Origin of the sequence: Corynebacterium sp. MSK122 (assembly GCF_030229435.2) — a bacterium.
GTDB classification, from domain to species: Bacteria; Actinomycetota; Actinomycetes; order Mycobacteriales; family Mycobacteriaceae; genus Corynebacterium; species Corynebacterium marquesiae.
Window position 1 is genome coordinate 65,763 of record NZ_JASPHV020000007.1, and the last position, 15,097, is coordinate 80,859.

Sequence of the window (15,097 nt, forward strand, 5' to 3'; positions counted from 1 at the left end):
TTTCAGCCACAACAGTTGTGGTTGGTTACCGCCTACATTAAGGTTTCACGATGCCCATGGTTCACACCAAACTTTAGTTATTCCCAGAAAGGTTCGTGCATTTCTCCATGCTCAAGGGTTTTAAAGACTTCATTATGCGCGGCAACGTCATCGAACTTGCTACCGCAGTCATCATCGGCTCCGCCTTCACCGCGATCGTCACCGCCGTTACTGACTCCATCATCCAGCCGATCATCAATTCCCTTGGCTCTGCTGAGGTGGACGGCCTAGGCTTCCAGATCACCGACAACAAGAACACCCTCGTGGACTTCGGCGCTGTAATCACCGCAGCGATTAACTTCCTCATCATCGCCGCAGTGGTCTACTTCCTCATCGTCATGCCGCTGAACAAGCTCACCGAGGCCGCTAAGCGCCGCCACGGTGTAGACCCTGAGGCTCCGGCACCAACCTCCGAGGAACTGCTCGCGGAAATCCGCGACCTGCTCGAGGCCCAGAATGTCTCCGATAAGGACATCCCGGGTACCGGCATTGACGGTTCCGCCCGCGGCGCTGCCGACGCCGATTACGGTTCTACCGGCGGCGGCCGCCACCAGGCCTAGTTCCCTGCGCTGCATATACAACGCAGAGCCCGCGGTTTCATTTCTCCGGAAGCGAAACCGCGGGCTTTTTAGATACCTCTGCGGCTGCAGACCTGCATCCTGTTTTAGGCACTAGCCGCCGTAGTGTGGGGGCTGATTCTCTCGGTAGAACTGTTCATCGCGCTGGCCGGACTGCCCCTCTGCCGCCGCCGAATCCCCGTCATCGACGGTAACGATTCTCTCTTCATCGGCACCGTGGGCAGCGGGTGCGCCGGGTTTATCAGCACTACGGTCATAGTCGGCAGCAGCAGATTGGCGAAATACTCGCCGACGATTTCTCCGCGACGTCATAGAAAATTCCCTGCGGTTACTGGACGCTAGATTGCTGCAGCTGGTCAATGAGGTGGTGTACCAGGGGCGCCAAGGTAGCCATGCCATCGCGGACGGCAGCGCGCGACGAGGCAAGGTTGACCACTACGGTAGAACCCGAAACACCAGATAGACCGCGGGACGTGCAGGCATCCACCGCGCCGCAGGCTTGGCCAGAAGAACGCAGCGCCTGTGCCACGCCCGGAACCATCTTGTCGATGACAGACCGGGTAGCCTCCGGAGTCTTATCGCGCGGGCCTACGCCGGTACCGCCCACGGTGAGGACCAGGTCCACCCCACCGACCACGGCGGTCTCAATGGCCTGGCGAATCTTGGATTTCTTGGAACGCACCACGATGGCGCCATCAACACGGAAATTGGCCTCCGCGAGCAGCTCGCTTACCAGCTGAGAAGTGCTATCGGATTGCTCACCGGGATGGTCAGTGACAATCACAATAAGCCCACGGCGCGGGGCAGCAAGGCTATCCTCCTGCTCGCTTGCCAGCAGGAAGGCATCATCGGGTTCGGCAACATCCATCAAGGAATCGCGCCTGGTCGCGCCGTCGGGCTGCGCGGAGTCGGTCACATCGTGCTGCGAATCTGGCATTTTTCTCCTTAAGTTAAGGCATTGCGGCCTTGTGGCGGGGTGAGGTACGGCGCATTTAGCACCTAATGAGGTCTTGCACAGTAATTTACTCGCCTGAGAGGGTTACCTCTACCTGACGAGATTCATCCGAGTCTTCGCGGGTAACCTCCAAGGTCACCGTCGCGCCAAAGTCTTGCGATCGCGCCGCCGCGATGAGCGCATCGGCGTTTTCGATCAGGCGATCGTTGACGCGGGTAACAATGTCGCCATCCTTTAGGCCCGCCTTATCTGCTGGGCCACCCGGCTCCACCCCGGCGATGCGGGCACCATTGCCGTCGTCGCGCGCTAGCACCTTCACGCCAAGGGTCGGGTGGGAAACTTTGCCGTCATTAATGAGCTCATCTGCCATGCGCTTGGCAAAATTGGATGGAATTGCAAAGCCCAGGCCAATGGAGCCGCCCTCGCCGGAGGAACTATTAGACAGCGAAGCAATCATGGAGTTCATGCCCACGATATTGCCGTCTCGATCCACCAAGGGGCCGCCCGAGTTGCCAGGGTTCACTGCGGCATCGGTCTGAATGGCGTCAATCAGTGAGGACTCGCCACCATCTTGGGAAGCGCGAACGGGACGGTTCTTCGCAGATACGATGCCCGAGGTTACGGTCGCATTCAGCCCCAAAGGAGACCCCACGGCCACCACCTCTTGGCCCACGGCGACGGAATCGGAGTCACCGAACTGCAAGAAGGGCAAGTCCTTGACGTCCTTGATCTTCACGATGGCAACATCCGTATTCGCATCCGAGGCCACCACGTTAGCTTCATGCTTGCTGCCGTCATTCATGGTCACTTGCATCATGCCACCGTGTTCAGCACCGGCAACCACGTGGTGGTTAGTCAGTACATAACCATCTGGGGAGATGACAGAACCGGAGCCTTCAGCCCCACCAGCACGAGTCATCGTCTGGATAGAAACCACCGCCGGCAAAACCTTGGAGGCTACTTCTTCCACAGAACCCTGTTCCGGTTCCTTACCGGTGCTATTGTTTGCCGGCTCAGCCTTGAGGGCTTCATTGACCACGGAGGTATCGTTATTGCCTCCCCCAGAACTCATGCCGACCACAGCGCCGGCAATCGAGCCTGCGGCGATGGCAGCGACGGCCGCCAGTGCGGTGGCGGCGCCCAAGCCGATTTTCTTCTTTTGCTCCGGCTGCGGAGGCAGAGGGGTGACCATCGGGCCTTCCTGCCCCTGACCGCTAAAGCTTTGGGTCTGTGGGGCATTCGGATAGGGCCCCAGCGAACCTAGCGTTCGCGGGTCATCACCTTCAGCACCGCCGCGCGGATGATTCCAGCCCTGCGAATAGGAACCGGTCTCATACGCCTGCGCACCAACGCCACCATAAGGACCAGTGCCATCGCTGTAGGGGCCAGCATTTCCGGCACCCGCATCCGGCTGTCCGGTCTCCCCAAAGTTCGGACCACCCTGGACCGGCTCGGCCCTACCCGGACCTTCCTGGGATTCTCCCTCTGGGGAGTTTCCATCAAAGCCGCGGTAATCGTCATTCCTCATGTTCATGAGAAAACTATGCCTCACTTCGCTTGGTCAAGACTGATATTGATCTGCCAACCTACTAGGAATTCCTGGAAGGATGCTGTATTACCTCACCAGTATAAACGCTTGTACGCTAGCCCTGATTAAACCAACGCTGCGCAAAGATTTCACCCCGGTCGCTCGGGTCTTCCTTATCACCCGGCAGCCCCTCATGCGGGTCTGCCAAACCGTCCACGAAAATCTCACCCGGCACAGGCTTACCCGGCAAAATGACTTCCATGCGGGTGCCACCATCATTAGACTCGCGGATCTTGATCGTGCCATCGTGGCGTTCAATTACCGATTTCACAATGGCCAAGCCCAAGCCCGAGCCCGGCATGGAACGCGCTTCTGCCGAACGGTAGAAGCGTTCAAAGACCTTCTCCCGCTCCTCCGGTGCAATGCCAGGCCCAGAGTCATCAAAGCGCAGGCGCACCTCGTGGGAGGATAGCTGCTCCATGGATACGCGCACCGTGCCAGTTGCCGGCGACCACTTAGCCGCATTGTCCATGAGGTTAAGCGTTGCACGGCCCAATGCGAAGGGGTCGCCGTCCAGCTCCCACGGGATAAAGCGCACCAAGAACTCCACATCGGGACGGCGGCGGCGCGCACGCTCCAGCGAAGCCATCATGACTTCACAAAGGTCAACCGGTTCCGGTTCGCGCTCATTGCCGTCCTCGCGCGCCAGATCAACGAGGTCCCCAATCAAGGTGGAGAGCTCATTCATCTGGGACATCACGTCATCTTCGAGGTCTTTGCGGTCCTCATCGCTCATGTCAAAGCCACCACCGGCGCGATTGAGCATCATCAAAAGCTCAATATTGGTACGCATAGAGGTCAGCGGGGTCTTCAACTCATGTCCAGCATCGGCTACGAACTGAGCCTGCTGCGAACGGGATTCCTGCAGTGCCTCCAGCATCTGGTTAAAGGAGGTGGTCAACTGCGCCATCTCGTCGTTATTGGAGACCTCAATAGGACGCAGGTCGTTGGTCTGCGTCACGTAATCCACCGCTCGCTTCAGCCGGGCGATGGGTTGCATACCGGTTTTGGACACGATGAGGCCGGCAAAAATGGCGAGCAAGATGCCAAGGCCAACGATAATCAGAAGCACCGTGCCCAAGATGGCTATGAGCCCTTGCGTAGGTGCGAGAGACTGAGCGACGACCACGGTAGAGCCGAGATCATGACGCTTGGCCAACACCCGCTCGCCGCCGACGGTACGCACGGAAGTTTCCGTGTAATCCTCCGTCCGGTGGAAGTCCCCGCCCACAGGAATGGTGTCGCCGTAGGAAAAGCTCATGGAGGGCGGTGATAGGGCTACACGGGTGCCAGGGTTATAGGCCTTAAAATCCTTGATTTCCTGGTCCACGTTATCCATGAACCGCGGGTCTTGGCTTTGCCGCAACAAGACATCGGCCTTGGCCTCCAAGCGCTCATCGACGGAGGCAGTAAGGGACATAGAAACTACCCAATACGTTGCCAGCGTCATCAAGGCAATGGCTACGGCCACCACAAGGCCGGTAACAGTAGCAAGGCGCCACCGCAGTGGCGTCCGTGAAGCCCAACTCCCCTGACGATCAGAGAACTCGGTAAGAGGGGTGGACTGTACCTTCCCGGAAGCCACCGCAGGGGAAGCGGGCTTCCTTAAAATCACGAATTAGACTCCCTCAAAACATAGCCCACACCACGGACGGTGTGGATGAGGCGAGCATCGCTCTCGCCCTCCGTCTTCTTACGCAGGTAGCCGATATAGACCTCGAGAGCATTGCCGGAGGTAGGGAAATCGTATCCCCATACTTCTTCCAGGATCTTGCTGCGCGAGAGAACCTTGCGGGGATTTTCCATCAGCAATTGCAGCAGCGCAAACTCGGTACGCGTCAAGGAAATGGCCCGGCCACCGCGGCTTACTTCGCGGGTATCGGCATCAAGTTCAAGGTCCTCGAAGCTAAGCTTGCTTTCCACCGGAGCTTCAGCGGCGATGGAATCTGCAGCGGCACGCCGTACCAAGGAGCGCACGCGGGCCAAGAGCTCTTCCAATGCGAACGGCTTTGGCAGGTAATCATCCGCTCCGGCATCGAGGCCAGCCACGCGATCCGAGACGCCATCGCGCGCGGTCAGAACGAGGATTGGACGATCCCAACCCTCACTGCGCAGGGTACGGCATACCTCTAGTCCATCCATGTTGGGCATCATGACGTCCAGAATCACCAATTCGGGATTCTCAGCGCGCACCGTCTCCACGGCTTCCAAGCCGTCGTTAGCGGTCAGCACTTCGTAGCCGTTAAAGCGTAGGGAACGGCGTAGCGATTCGCGGACGGCTTGTTCATCATCCACCACAAGGATTTTCATAGTCCTAATTATTACTGATGACAGTCAACTTCATGAAGTTAAGGGAAATATTTACCCCCATAGCCCCCCAAATACAGTTAAAACATGCTTATAGGAGGCTTCTAAAGCTAAAAATCCCCGCCCAGCCCTCTAAAGAGAGCGGACGGGGAGATTAAAGAGCGAGCTTAGAACTGCTCTACGTCAACCAGGCCCAGCTTGGCAGCCTTAACCAGGCGGCGCGGGATGCGGACGGTCTGGCCATCGATGGTGACTTCCTGGAGGGCTACATTGTCAGCCTTCCACTGGGAACGGCGTGCGTGGGTGTTCGCACGGGACTTCTTAAACTTAGGAGTTGCCATTTTCTACTCTCCTCCTTACGCGTTCTTCTTCTTGCGGCGTGCCATGCCACCGAAGCGCTGGTTGAAGCGCTCGACGCGGCCGGCGGTATCCATAACGCGCTGTGCACCAGTCCAGAACGGGTGGGACTCAGCGGTAACGTCAACGACGATCAGTGGGTACTCGTTGCCGTCTTCCCACTCAACGGTGCGGTCGGAGGAAGCGGTGGACTTGGTCAAAAAGGAGTGACCGGTACCAGCATCACGGAAGACTACCGGGTGGTAATCCGGGTGAATATCTTTCTTCATATATATTCCCTCAGGGTTGGACTACGGGTCGGTTCCACACGCTTGGTGAGGATCGTGCCCGAGTTGGGACGTACAAATTTCACTCTGTTAACCGCGCGCCGCGTGGCACGGGTCAACAACCTGAATTATCCTACAGCCAACTAACCCATATACGAAATCCCCAACCAGCGGCGACCACTCATTTCACTCACGTTTCTTGCATCACGCCTGGCGGCACCCCACAGGCAAACACCACCCCAGCACGGCAAACGGCCAAGGTGCCGCAGCGAGGCAGCGATTAGGTAATTCGCGCCCGAGGCTGTAAGATTTTCCCTTGCTGTTGTCAAAATATACGTTTTACGCCCCGTCTACTGGTGTTTGACGATGGCGCCGCACCCGCTCACACCTCACTTTTGAGCACTGCCACCCTCACACGGCAGTCGGCGCTTCATTGTCTATAGCCATGATGTGGGCGGCTAGGAGAAAGAAGACCCATGTCGGCTATTTGCCAGGTAACGGGCCGCAAGCCGGAATTCGGCAAGCAGGTCTCGCACTCGCACCGCCGCACTTCGCGCCGTTGGAACCCCAACGTGCAGCGTCGTCGCTACTACCTGCCCTCTGAGGGCCGTACCATCACCCTGAACGTTTCCACGAAGGGCATGAAGATCATCGACCGCGATGGCATCGAGTCCGTTGTGGCTAAGATTCGCGCACGTGGGGAGAAGATTTAAGTATGGCACGTAACGATATCCGCCCAATCATCAAGCTTAAGTCCACTGCGGGCACCGGTTACACCTACGTGACCCGTAAGAACAAGCGCAACAACCCGGATCGCATCACCTTGAAGAAGTTCGATCCGATTGCCCGCAAGCACGTCGAATTCCGCGAGGAGCGATAATCAATGGCTAAGAAGTCCAAGATCGCTAAGAACGAGCAGCGCAAGGAAATCGTCGCCCGCTATGCGGAGCGTCGCGCTGAGCTCAAGAAGATCATCAAGAACCCGAACACCCCGGATGAGGAGCGCCTGGAGGCTCAGTTCGAGCTGAACCGCCAGCCTCGTGACGCTTCCCCAGCCCGCGTACGTAACCGTGACGCTGCCGATGGCCGTCCACGCGGTTACCTCCGCAAGTTCGGCCTGTCCCGTGTCCGTATGCGCGGCATGGCTCACCGTGGTGAGCTGCCGGGCGTTCGTAAGTCCAGCTGGTAAAGGGGTAATTGCACAATGGCTAATAAGCGCAATAACCAAAAGAAGTTCCGTATGGAGCAGAGCCGTCGCCCAAAGAAGAACCCTTTGAAGGCTGAGGGCATCGAGAAGGTGGACTACAAGGACACCAAGACTCTGCGTCTGTTCATCTCGGATCGTCACAAGATCCGTTCCCGTCGCGTCACCGGTTTGACCCCGCAGCAGCAGCGTCAGGTTGCTACCGCAGTCAAGAACGCACGCGAAATGGCTCTCCTGCCGTTCACCACCCGCTAAACAGTAGCTGGGTATCAACAGCGCACTTTTGCCGCTGGCAAGTGTGACACGGTAAAAGAACCATAAGCTTTCGCCGCCTCCCTCCCCGAGGGCAGGCGGCGAAAGTCGTTTTAGCCCTCCTATCCCTTCTGCGCGGCCCACATGCCCGGATCACAGAACCGAAGTGTTAGATTGAAAACATTCGTGCACCCCGCAGCCGGCGGGGAAGCACCGGCCCCGCACTAGTGAAAGGCAGTGAGCAATGGCCCTGCACCAATCCCTACTCGATCTTTCCGAGCTCGCCCCGCACTGCCAGTCCCGCGCTACGGCCCGCGGACTGCTCGCAGAGGCCCAAGATATCTTGCGCAACGCGGTCGCCCACCAGGACAATGAGATTGAATTGGCCAACTGGTATTCCCGGCTGATTACGGATATTGTTCGCTCCCCGGGGGTCAACTCCCCAGTCCGTCTTAGCGGCGCGGCCGCCCGTGGCGACCAGCTGCCCTCCATGCCCGTGGTGTGGATGGGCGACGATGCCGATTTGCAAGAGGTCTTCGCCGATGTCGGTCTCCAAGCTCACGCAGCCGCCGATTCCATCGCCGCGCGCGTCGACGCCGGCCTGCCCCTTGGAAACGGCGGGGAACAAGCACTGCTAGAAGAAGCCTTGGGCCAGCGCCCGCCTGCCCTAAAGATGGTCGATGGCCTGCCGGACCGCGATGCAGCGGTCGATATTAAGGCCACGCTGCTCTCCCCCATTGCAGCTATCGCACGCTGGGCGGCACCTGGACCGCGCCCGACCGTTGACCGCCTGGCGATTGGCGTGGAACGCGATCTGCTCACCGCCGCGGACGCAGAGTCTTTGGACCTCGCGTGGCGCACCGGTTATGCGTTAGAGTTGCGCCGTTGGTATGAGGGCGTTAGCGATCGTCCGGCCACGCTGCGCGATCTTCCGCCGCTGGATCGCACCGCTTATGGTTCGGCGTGCCGCATTGTCTCGGCTGCGTTTGAATCCATTTCCCGGCGGGCAGAAGAATATAAATAGTCTCTACGGTGCGGATTCGGAAGCTGCACCTCATCGGGCATAAGATTGTACAGTTGACTATTAAAAGCGATTTCCCTTTGTGAAAGGAGGCGTCCCACCGCATGGCAGGCAATGTCGGTAGGCCGCGTAAACACAGCCCGCGGCGCAGAGGCAATAGCGCCCGTGAGGAGATTTTGGACGCCTCCTCCGAGCTTTTCACTACTCAGGGTTTTGCTACCACGTCCACGCACCAGATTGCAGACGCGGTAGGCATCCGTCAGGCGTCGCTGTACTACCACTTCCCGTCCAAGACGGAGATTTTCCTGACGCTGCTCAATTCCACCATTGAGCCCTCCCTGGAATTGGCCGATGAATTGGCAGGCACCGACGCCGACCCAGCTCAGCGCCTGTGGTCTTTGGTTGCCGCAGAATCGCGACTGCTACTTACCAGTGGCTGGAACGTGGGCCGCCTGTATCAGCTGCCGGTGGCTAATTCTTCGGAGTTCTCCGAGTATCACGAGTCGCGCGACCGCCTGCAGAATCATTTCCGTTCCACCGCCGCCGCCATTGTGGGCGAGGATGACCCCCGCGTGGAGCTTCCCTTCCACATCGCGCTGTCCGTTATTGAAATGCGCCCCAACGACGGCAACCCACCCTTTGATGCTTCCCAGTCGGTTCCGGAGACTGCCGCTATGCTTGCCGACGCCGCCTTGGCCGTCCTCGGCGCCTCCGTCCCCGACAATGCCGAAGAAACTACCTTGGAGCTGCTGAAGAACCGCAACGACTCCATCTCTGCGGCCGCCGCCGCAGCGGCCGACCGCAAGAAGAAGTCGCGCTAGCCGGTCGTTCCTCTCGTTAGCGCTGCCACGACTCCGTGAACTCGCCCGTGGCGGCCAATCCACCGCCCTCGCGCACGCTCACGCCACTCGGCGTCACCACGATGATCGACGGATCCGCATTGACGTAGTAGTTATTGCCGTCTTGGGTAACGTCGCTTGTTTGAAACTGACCATCAAACATCGACGAGCGATAGAACTTGACGCCACCACCGGTTTCACAAATGATGACCCTGCCGTCTGGCCCCGAACCAGCAAACAGGGCGCGTTCAAACCGGTTGCAACTTGCGTAACCGCCATCGAGCCAACCGTGCCCATTGAAATCAGAAATGTAGTTGCCTTCTCCAGTCTTCTGCCCACCGCCAGGGGAAGACGGAGCCTCCTGTTTTTCCGTCTGCGTGACCGTGACTACCGGCGGTTCCTCAGGGGATTCCTTGGTTTCGGTCTCTTGCGCGGCCGTAGTTTCCTCGGCGGTCTCCTCTTCTTTGTCGGAGTTATTGACCGTGGTCATTCCACTGCCCTCACCTTTGAAGCTGGGAGCGGATTCATCCGTGGAGTTACTGCAACCGCTCAGCGCGAGGCCGGCGGCCACGAGCGGGACGAAGCCTGCGGCAATAAGCGGGCGGAGGCTTAAGCGAGAAGTCATGAGTTTTCCTTTCTACTGACAGTCTTAACAGGCAGGGCTGGGCCACTGGGTTTCGGCCTGCGCTAGGGCTTCGGCCATGGAGGTAAGCACGTTTTGGGTGGAGGCGTACTGACCATCAGGAGAGGAGGCGATCAGTGCCACGGCGACGTCGTGCCCGCCAAGCTGCACGATACCCATCTGCCGCACGTCGTAGGCGCCGGCGGGGCTCGGGCCCCAGCCGCCCTTCATCAAGGCGCCCGGCAGAGTGCGCAGGCCGTAGGCTTGGGCAGGATCGGCGACACCCATGGCGTCGACAATCGGCTGGGCACCTTCAACGCAGCGCACCCCGGCCATGAACTTTGCTTGGTTTCCCACGCCCCACATGGTTTGGCCAAAAGCCGTAAATTCCGGCCGGGTGACCTGGGATTGGACTTGGGTGGCGGTATCGCCCGCCTCCGCGATGACACTTTGTGTGGCCTGCGCGGCTGCGGTCCCCTCCCCTAAAGCTGCCCACGCGGCCTTGGCAGCCTCGTTATCGGAGTAGGTGATTGCAGAGGACACTAGCTGGCTATCGGCCGCACCCGTGCGATTCGCCGCGATCAGCACCGGCACCTTGGAGGTTGACCACGCGGCCTCGGGAGCGGTGCGCCCCGCTTCAACGGCGGTCGTGCCATCGGAGACGGCGATGCCCACATCGCCGTTTTCGGCCACGATGCGGTCAAGCACGGCTTGGACATCGCCGGAAGGGGCCGCGGCCGGTGGCTCCGTGGAGGAGGAAGGCGCAGACGAGGCAGCCGGTGGTGCGGACGTGGTCTCTTTTCCGTAGAGGGGATCTGCCGTGCCACGTGCTTCGGTGTTGACGAAAGTAGGGGAATTATTCGCCGCGTCCTCATCGCCGCAGGCGCTTAGGGTGAGCGCGCAGGCGATAAGGGCGGCTGCCGGGCCCCAGGCCCGGCGGATAGGGAATGTCATGGCATTGAGCTTAGGCTAGTGCGCGAAGTGGCGGGTACCGGTCAGGTACAAAGTAACGCCGGCTTCTTTCGCCGCCGCGATGACTTCTTCGTCGCGAATGGAGCCGCCGGGCTGGACAACGGCCTTAACGCCGGCGTCGAGAAGCACCTGCAAGCCATCGGCGAACGGGAAGAAGGCATCGGAAGCGGCGAAGGAGCCCTCGGTGCGGTTGGCACCATCGGCTAGGGTGTTGGCGCGCTCGACGGCCAGCTTGGCGGAGTCAACGCGGTTGACCTGGCCCATGCCCACGCCCACGGTGGCATTGTCCTTGGCCAGCAAGATGGCATTGGACTTCACCGCGCGCACGGCGCGCCAGGCGAACTCGAGCTCAGCCAAGTCGGTCTCGTTGAGGGCCTCGCCCGCGGCCAGGGTCCAGTTAGCCGGGTTATCGCCCTCGGCCTGGTAGGTATCTGGCTCTTGGGTGAGCACGCCGCCAGAGATGTACTTGCGCTCCTCGTGCTGGTCTTCGTGCTCTGCCTGTAGCACGCGCAGATTCTTCTTGGCCTTGAGGACTTCGATGGCGCCGTCCTCATAGGAAGGAGCAACGATGACCTCGGTGAAGATCTCCTTGACCTGCTCGGCCATCTCTACGGTGACCTCGCGGTTGACGGCAATCACGCCACCGAAGGCGGACATTGGGTCGCACGCGTGCGCCGCGCGGTGGGCAGCGGCGATGGACTCTTCGGACACGGCAATGCCGCATGGGTTGGTGTGCTTGATAATCGCAACGCAGGGGCGCTCGTGGTCCCACGCGGCGCGCCAAGCGGCATCCGCATCCTGGTAGTTGTTGTAGCTCATCTCCTTGCCATTGAACTGAGTGGCATTGGCAAGGCCCTTGGAACCGATGCGGGTAACGGTGGCCGCCTGGTGAGAGTTCTCGCCGTAGCGCAGCGGGGTGGTTTGCCCCTCCTCGCTGAGCTGGTCCACGAACCAGGCGGAGACGGCCGCATCATAATCCGCGGTGTGCAGGAAAGCATCGCGGGCAAGGCCACGGCGCTGCTCCAGGGTAAAGCCACCGTTGGTGACGGCTTCCACGGCTTCACCGTAGCGGGAAGGGTCTACCACAACGGCAACAGACGGGTGGTTCTTGGCGGCTGCGCGCACCATGGATGGGCCGCCGATATCAATCTGTTCTACACAGCCATCAAAGTCCGCGCCCGAAGCCACGGTCTCGCGGAAGGGATACAGGTTGACCACGACGAGCTGGAAAGGCTCTACCTCGAGATCGGAGAGCTGGTTGAGGTGATCTTCCTTGCGGGTATCGGCCAAAATGCCGGCGTGCACGCGCGGGTGCAGCGTCTTGACACGGCCTTCCAAGCACTCCGGGAAGCCGGTGAGCTTTTCTACCGGAGTGACCTCGATGCCTAGGTCCGCGATCTTCTTCGCGGTGGAGCCGGTGGAGACGATTTCTACGCCTGCCTTATCGAGGGCGCGGGCTAGATCCTCCAGCCCGGTCTTGTCGTACACGCTGATAAGGGCGCGCTTTACCTGCTTGCGGTCTTCGCTCATGAGGAGGATTAAGCCTTTCGAAAAGTCTTAGTCTGCGAGTTGAATAGTTAGTTTCTCGTCGTGGACGTTAGCTGCACGCAGCACCTCCACGATGAGGTCGCGCTCTACTTGTTTAATGCGCTCGTGGAGGGTGGACTCGTCATCGTCCGCATTGATGGCAACGGGGCGCTGCGCGATGATGGAGCCGGTATCCACGCCCGCGTCCACAAAGTGGACGGTAGAGCCAGTGATCTTCACGCCGTAATCTAGGGCGTCGCGCACCGCGTGCGCTCCCTTGAAGGCAGGCAGTAGCGCCGGGTGGGTATTGATGGTGCGGCCTTCGAAGCGGGCCAGGAATTCCTGGCCCAGGATCTTCATAAAGCCCGCAGAAACAACAACGTCTGGCTGCGCAGCATCTACTGCGTCAACCAGACGTTGATTCCATTCGGCGCGATCCGCACCCAGCGCCACGACCTCGGTATCAATCCCGTGGTCCTGTGCGCGCGAAATACCGTGGCATTCCTTATCCGCCACCACCTTCACTACCTGGTAGTGCCCGGCTTGGGCATCCATGATCGCTTGCAGCAGGGAACCCGTTCCAGAAACGAGCACCACCACTCGGAGGCGTTCAGGGTCAGCGGTATAGCGCGGAGGCATCGGTGAAGTCACGCGCTATAGCCTAGCCCCTCTCCCCCTCCTCGGGGGAATCTTCGCTCGAGGAGTACTGCTCACTCTCCCCCATTTGGTCCTTGAGCTGTTGGCTCAGCGGCTTTGCGACGCCCCTTTCATCGCCCTCCTTAGCCTCCTCCGGCCGCTCCGCTACTTCGCCGGCTGGAGCGCCCTCTTCTTTCTGCTCTTCTTCCGGTTCCTCCGCGGCCGCGTCAGGTGCAGTATCTTCTGGCTCGTCCTCGACTACCTCGGCGTCAACGATTTCCGGATCCGTGATGGGCTCTCGCTCCGGTTCGGTGGGAGCCTCGTCGGCAGCGGCAGCGGGTTCGTCGGCGTATTCATCGGTGGGGGCCGCACCAGGTGCTGTGCGGGCCGCACGCCAGGCCACGAAGGCGAAGCCAGCGGCAACGGCGCAGCCAACGACAGCCATCCACAGGGCGGTGAGGCCTGCGGCAGTCCACAGCTGCGGGCCGGTCGAACCGTAGTAGCCAAGATCACCGCTGACGAGGTAACAGGCAACCAGCATGATTACTGCGGAGGCCACCGTAGCTACTAGTACGTCCTGAAAGCTCGGACGCTTCTTGTACAACGAGTAGATTGCGGCGCCGAGGGGGACGATCAATAGCGCCACCGCCCAGCTGGGCGCGGATGCAGGAATGCCGCCGGTAATCGGCAGCGGCGGCAGCGGCACGAGGTGGGCGCTAAAGAGGCTCACCGAGCCTTCGCCTACGGAAAACTCCGAGCCCACCAATACCGCTGCGGTGCTCACGATGGCATTGGGAATATAAAGCACGCTCAGCAGCACGAGTCCGGCAATGCCTAAGCCGGAGATCGTAGGATAGTCATTCATCATCTCGCCCTGGCGGGAGACGTTGACAAGGAATACCACCGCGAAGACTGCGGCTGCGCCAATGGCCAGGTAGGCGAGGTAGCGAAGGGCGTTCTGGGTGGCGTCGACAAGCGGGCGCGGCACTCCATAACGCTTGGCCAACGCCCGCCACAAGCGCCACCCCATGCCGGCCGCCATGGCGGCCAGGTGCAGAACAATAACGCGCAACAACGCCTGCGCCAGGTTTGGCGGGGAGACGTCATAGACCTTGCCCGCATCCCACAGCATCAGCCACGCGATGATGGTAAATACCACCGGCACGCCAAGCACGCAGGCCAAAAGAGTAAGCAAGTCCTTGACGCTAACCTTGTGCTTTACCGCGCTGCGCACCCGAACCGCCACCACCGCGGCAAGGATAAGCGCTGGCAAGGCGGGCAGGAAGGAAATATGCACATCAGCCGCAGAGACCGGGGCGAGGTTAAAGACCATCCAGGTCTCCGCCACGATGGTGTACCACCACGCCATGGGAGAGCCGGTGAGCATGAGACCGCCAAGCGCGATGGCCATAATGATAAGGACAATAACCACGTTGGGCACTGCCGCCGTAATGAGCATGCGGCGAATGCGCCCGGCTTTGGTCAACGGCGCGGGCGTACGGCGCACCTTGGCCTTGGAGCCGGCCTTGCGAGCGACGCGCTGCGCCGATCCAGAGGACTGGCGTGATCCACTGGGATGAGGCGCGCGTGGGGTGCGCTGCGCGCGCACCGTACGGCCCCGCGCCTGGCTACGCGGGCGGGGCGTTGACCGAGATTGGGGGCTGGTGTTTTTGTTCATCGGCGTCCACTTTGCCACCTTCCGGAAGTGAAATCGGGGTGGCGCGACGAGGCGCTCGCAAAATCACCGGCGGCAACCCCTGTACCCGGGCTATACAAATATATAAGGAGTATAAAATCTACCCTGGTTTCACACCCTTAACTCTGGCTGTAACACTATTGAAGGCAAAGGCTGCTAGTTTTGCGTGACGCACGCGGAGCTCGCGTGGGATCTTTATCGCACTAATGATATTCCGCGTGCCACATGTTGCCTGCTC

At 60.1% G+C, this 15,097-nt stretch carries 19 protein-coding genes; 7 read left to right on the plus strand and 12 right to left on the minus strand.

Going from position 1 to position 15,097, the window contains the following annotated elements; genetic code table 11:
- The first annotated feature begins 107 nt into the window (after positions 1-107).
- A complete protein-coding gene (mscL, locus tag QP934_RS04595; protein ID WP_284786789.1) occupies positions 108-599 on the plus strand; it encodes a large conductance mechanosensitive channel protein MscL in 492 nt (163 codons plus the stop codon).
- A gap of 111 nt (positions 600-710) precedes the next feature.
- Here the strand turns inward: mscL and QP934_RS04600 are convergent, their stop codons facing one another.
- The 7 genes from QP934_RS04600 to QP934_RS04630 all read right to left on the minus strand — a co-directional run bounded on the left by QP934_RS04600 (position 711) and on the right by QP934_RS04630 (position 6,093).
- Positions 711-929, minus strand: a complete 219-nt coding sequence (locus QP934_RS04600) for a hypothetical protein (protein ID WP_419126924.1) — start codon at positions 927-929, stop codon at positions 711-713.
- A gap of 16 nt (positions 930-945) precedes the next feature.
- Positions 946-1,554 (minus strand): MogA/MoaB family molybdenum cofactor biosynthesis protein, encoded by a 609-nt coding sequence (locus tag QP934_RS04605; RefSeq protein WP_419126925.1) that lies wholly within the window; start codon positions 1,552-1,554, stop codon positions 946-948.
- Positions 1,555-1,639: 85 nt separating this feature from the next.
- The gene (locus QP934_RS04610) at positions 1,640-3,106 is read right to left on the minus strand and encodes a trypsin-like peptidase domain-containing protein (protein WP_419126926.1); all 1,467 of its coding nucleotides are present in this window, start codon (positions 3,104-3,106) and stop codon (positions 1,640-1,642) included.
- Between the two features lie 109 nt (positions 3,107-3,215).
- Positions 3,216-4,775 carry an ATP-binding protein gene (locus tag QP934_RS04615; RefSeq protein WP_419126927.1) on the minus strand — a complete coding sequence of 520 codons (1,560 nt, stop codon included), beginning with the start codon at positions 4,773-4,775 and terminating at the stop codon, positions 3,216-3,218.
- Positions 4,772-5,470, minus strand: coding sequence for a response regulator transcription factor (locus QP934_RS04620; RefSeq protein ID WP_284786491.1), 699 nt, complete (start codon positions 5,468-5,470; stop codon positions 4,772-4,774). The genes QP934_RS04615 and QP934_RS04620 overlap by 4 nt, the downstream gene beginning before the upstream one ends.
- Before the next feature lie 164 nt (positions 5,471-5,634).
- Positions 5,635-5,808 (minus strand): 50S ribosomal protein L32, encoded by a 174-nt coding sequence (gene rpmF, locus QP934_RS04625; protein ID WP_005279913.1) that lies wholly within the window; start codon positions 5,806-5,808, stop codon positions 5,635-5,637.
- Positions 5,809-5,823: 15 nt separating this feature from the next.
- A complete protein-coding gene (locus tag QP934_RS04630) occupies positions 5,824-6,093 on the minus strand; it encodes a type B 50S ribosomal protein L31 (RefSeq protein ID WP_005323793.1) in 270 nt (89 codons plus the stop codon).
- Between the two features lie 473 nt (positions 6,094-6,566).
- On the opposite strand from QP934_RS04630, the gene rpmB reads away from it, so the two are divergent.
- From rpmB to QP934_RS04660, 6 genes are all read left to right on the plus strand, one after another.
- Positions 6,567-6,803 (plus strand): 50S ribosomal protein L28, encoded by a 237-nt coding sequence (rpmB, locus tag QP934_RS04635; protein ID WP_005279911.1) that lies wholly within the window; start codon positions 6,567-6,569, stop codon positions 6,801-6,803.
- A 2-nt stretch (positions 6,804-6,805) separates the two neighbouring features.
- On the plus strand, positions 6,806-6,970 hold the full coding sequence (gene rpmG, locus QP934_RS04640) for a 50S ribosomal protein L33 (RefSeq protein WP_005279910.1): 165 nt from the start codon (positions 6,806-6,808) through the stop codon (positions 6,968-6,970).
- A 3-nt stretch (positions 6,971-6,973) separates the two neighbouring features.
- Entirely contained in the window at positions 6,974-7,279 is a 306-nt protein-coding gene (rpsN, locus tag QP934_RS04645; protein WP_005279906.1) for a 30S ribosomal protein S14, read from the plus strand.
- A 15-nt stretch (positions 7,280-7,294) separates the two neighbouring features.
- Positions 7,295-7,549, plus strand: coding sequence for a 30S ribosomal protein S18 (rpsR, locus tag QP934_RS04650; RefSeq protein ID WP_005279904.1), 255 nt, complete (start codon positions 7,295-7,297; stop codon positions 7,547-7,549).
- 241 nt (positions 7,550-7,790) lie between these two features.
- Complete coding sequence (locus tag QP934_RS04655) at positions 7,791-8,570, plus strand: putative nucleotidyltransferase substrate binding domain-containing protein (RefSeq protein ID WP_349819563.1); 780 nt, start codon at positions 7,791-7,793, stop codon at positions 8,568-8,570.
- Positions 8,571-8,671: 101 nt separating this feature from the next.
- Positions 8,672-9,388, plus strand: a complete 717-nt coding sequence (locus QP934_RS04660) for a TetR/AcrR family transcriptional regulator (RefSeq protein ID WP_349819564.1) — start codon at positions 8,672-8,674, stop codon at positions 9,386-9,388.
- 16 nt (positions 9,389-9,404) lie between these two features.
- Here QP934_RS04660 and QP934_RS04665 read toward each other — a convergent pair whose 3' ends face one another.
- From QP934_RS04665 to QP934_RS04685, 5 genes are read right to left on the minus strand one after another with little or no spacing between them, the layout of a single operon-like run.
- Complete coding sequence (locus QP934_RS04665) at positions 9,405-10,031, minus strand: hypothetical protein (RefSeq protein ID WP_340419110.1); 627 nt, start codon at positions 10,029-10,031, stop codon at positions 9,405-9,407.
- A gap of 24 nt (positions 10,032-10,055) precedes the next feature.
- The gene (locus QP934_RS04670; RefSeq protein ID WP_340419109.1) at positions 10,056-10,982 is read right to left on the minus strand and encodes a hypothetical protein; all 927 of its coding nucleotides are present in this window, start codon (positions 10,980-10,982) and stop codon (positions 10,056-10,058) included.
- 15 nt (positions 10,983-10,997) lie between these two features.
- A complete protein-coding gene (gene purH / locus QP934_RS04675; RefSeq protein WP_284811062.1) occupies positions 10,998-12,530 on the minus strand; it encodes a bifunctional phosphoribosylaminoimidazolecarboxamide formyltransferase/IMP cyclohydrolase in 1,533 nt (510 codons plus the stop codon).
- Between the two features lie 27 nt (positions 12,531-12,557).
- Positions 12,558-13,166 carry a phosphoribosylglycinamide formyltransferase gene (gene purN / locus QP934_RS04680; RefSeq protein ID WP_349819566.1) on the minus strand — a complete coding sequence of 203 codons (609 nt, stop codon included), beginning with the start codon at positions 13,164-13,166 and terminating at the stop codon, positions 12,558-12,560.
- Between the two features lie 22 nt (positions 13,167-13,188).
- Complete coding sequence (locus QP934_RS04685; protein WP_419126928.1) at positions 13,189-14,841, minus strand: DUF6350 family protein; 1,653 nt, start codon at positions 14,839-14,841, stop codon at positions 13,189-13,191.
- Between the last annotated feature and the right edge of the window lie 256 nt (positions 14,842-15,097).

Coding starts and splice junctions, on each gene's coding strand:
- mscL (WP_284786789.1), top strand. CDS start 108: ATGCTCAAGGGTTTTAAAGACTTCATTATGCGCGGCAACGTCATCGAA.
- QP934_RS04600 (WP_419126924.1), bottom strand. CDS start 929: ATGACGTCGCGGAGAAATCGTCGGCGAGTATTTCGCCAATCTGCTGCT.
- QP934_RS04605 (WP_419126925.1), bottom strand. CDS start 1,554: ATGCCAGATTCGCAGCACGATGTGACCGACTCCGCGCAGCCCGACGGC.
- QP934_RS04610 (WP_419126926.1), bottom strand. CDS start 3,106: ATGAACATGAGGAATGACGATTACCGCGGCTTTGATGGAAACTCCCCA.
- QP934_RS04620 (WP_284786491.1), bottom strand. CDS start 5,470: ATGAAAATCCTTGTGGTGGATGATGAACAAGCCGTCCGCGAATCGCTA.
- rpmF (WP_005279913.1), bottom strand. CDS start 5,808: ATGGCAACTCCTAAGTTTAAGAAGTCCCGTGCGAACACCCACGCACGC.
- QP934_RS04630 (WP_005323793.1), bottom strand. CDS start 6,093: ATGAAGAAAGATATTCACCCGGATTACCACCCGGTAGTCTTCCGTGAT.
- rpmB (WP_005279911.1), top strand. CDS start 6,567: ATGTCGGCTATTTGCCAGGTAACGGGCCGCAAGCCGGAATTCGGCAAG.
- rpmG (WP_005279910.1), top strand. CDS start 6,806: ATGGCACGTAACGATATCCGCCCAATCATCAAGCTTAAGTCCACTGCG.
- rpsN (WP_005279906.1), top strand. CDS start 6,974: ATGGCTAAGAAGTCCAAGATCGCTAAGAACGAGCAGCGCAAGGAAATC.
- rpsR (WP_005279904.1), top strand. CDS start 7,295: ATGGCTAATAAGCGCAATAACCAAAAGAAGTTCCGTATGGAGCAGAGC.
- QP934_RS04655 (WP_349819563.1), top strand. CDS start 7,791: ATGGCCCTGCACCAATCCCTACTCGATCTTTCCGAGCTCGCCCCGCAC.
- QP934_RS04660 (WP_349819564.1), top strand. CDS start 8,672: ATGGCAGGCAATGTCGGTAGGCCGCGTAAACACAGCCCGCGGCGCAGA.
- QP934_RS04665 (WP_340419110.1), bottom strand. CDS start 10,031: ATGACTTCTCGCTTAAGCCTCCGCCCGCTTATTGCCGCAGGCTTCGTC.
- QP934_RS04670 (WP_340419109.1), bottom strand. CDS start 10,982: ATGACATTCCCTATCCGCCGGGCCTGGGGCCCGGCAGCCGCCCTTATC.
- purH (WP_284811062.1), bottom strand. CDS start 12,530: ATGAGCGAAGACCGCAAGCAGGTAAAGCGCGCCCTTATCAGCGTGTAC.
- purN (WP_349819566.1), bottom strand. CDS start 13,166: ATGCCTCCGCGCTATACCGCTGACCCTGAACGCCTCCGAGTGGTGGTG.
- QP934_RS04685 (WP_419126928.1), bottom strand. CDS start 14,841: ATGAACAAAAACACCAGCCCCCAATCTCGGTCAACGCCCCGCCCGCGT.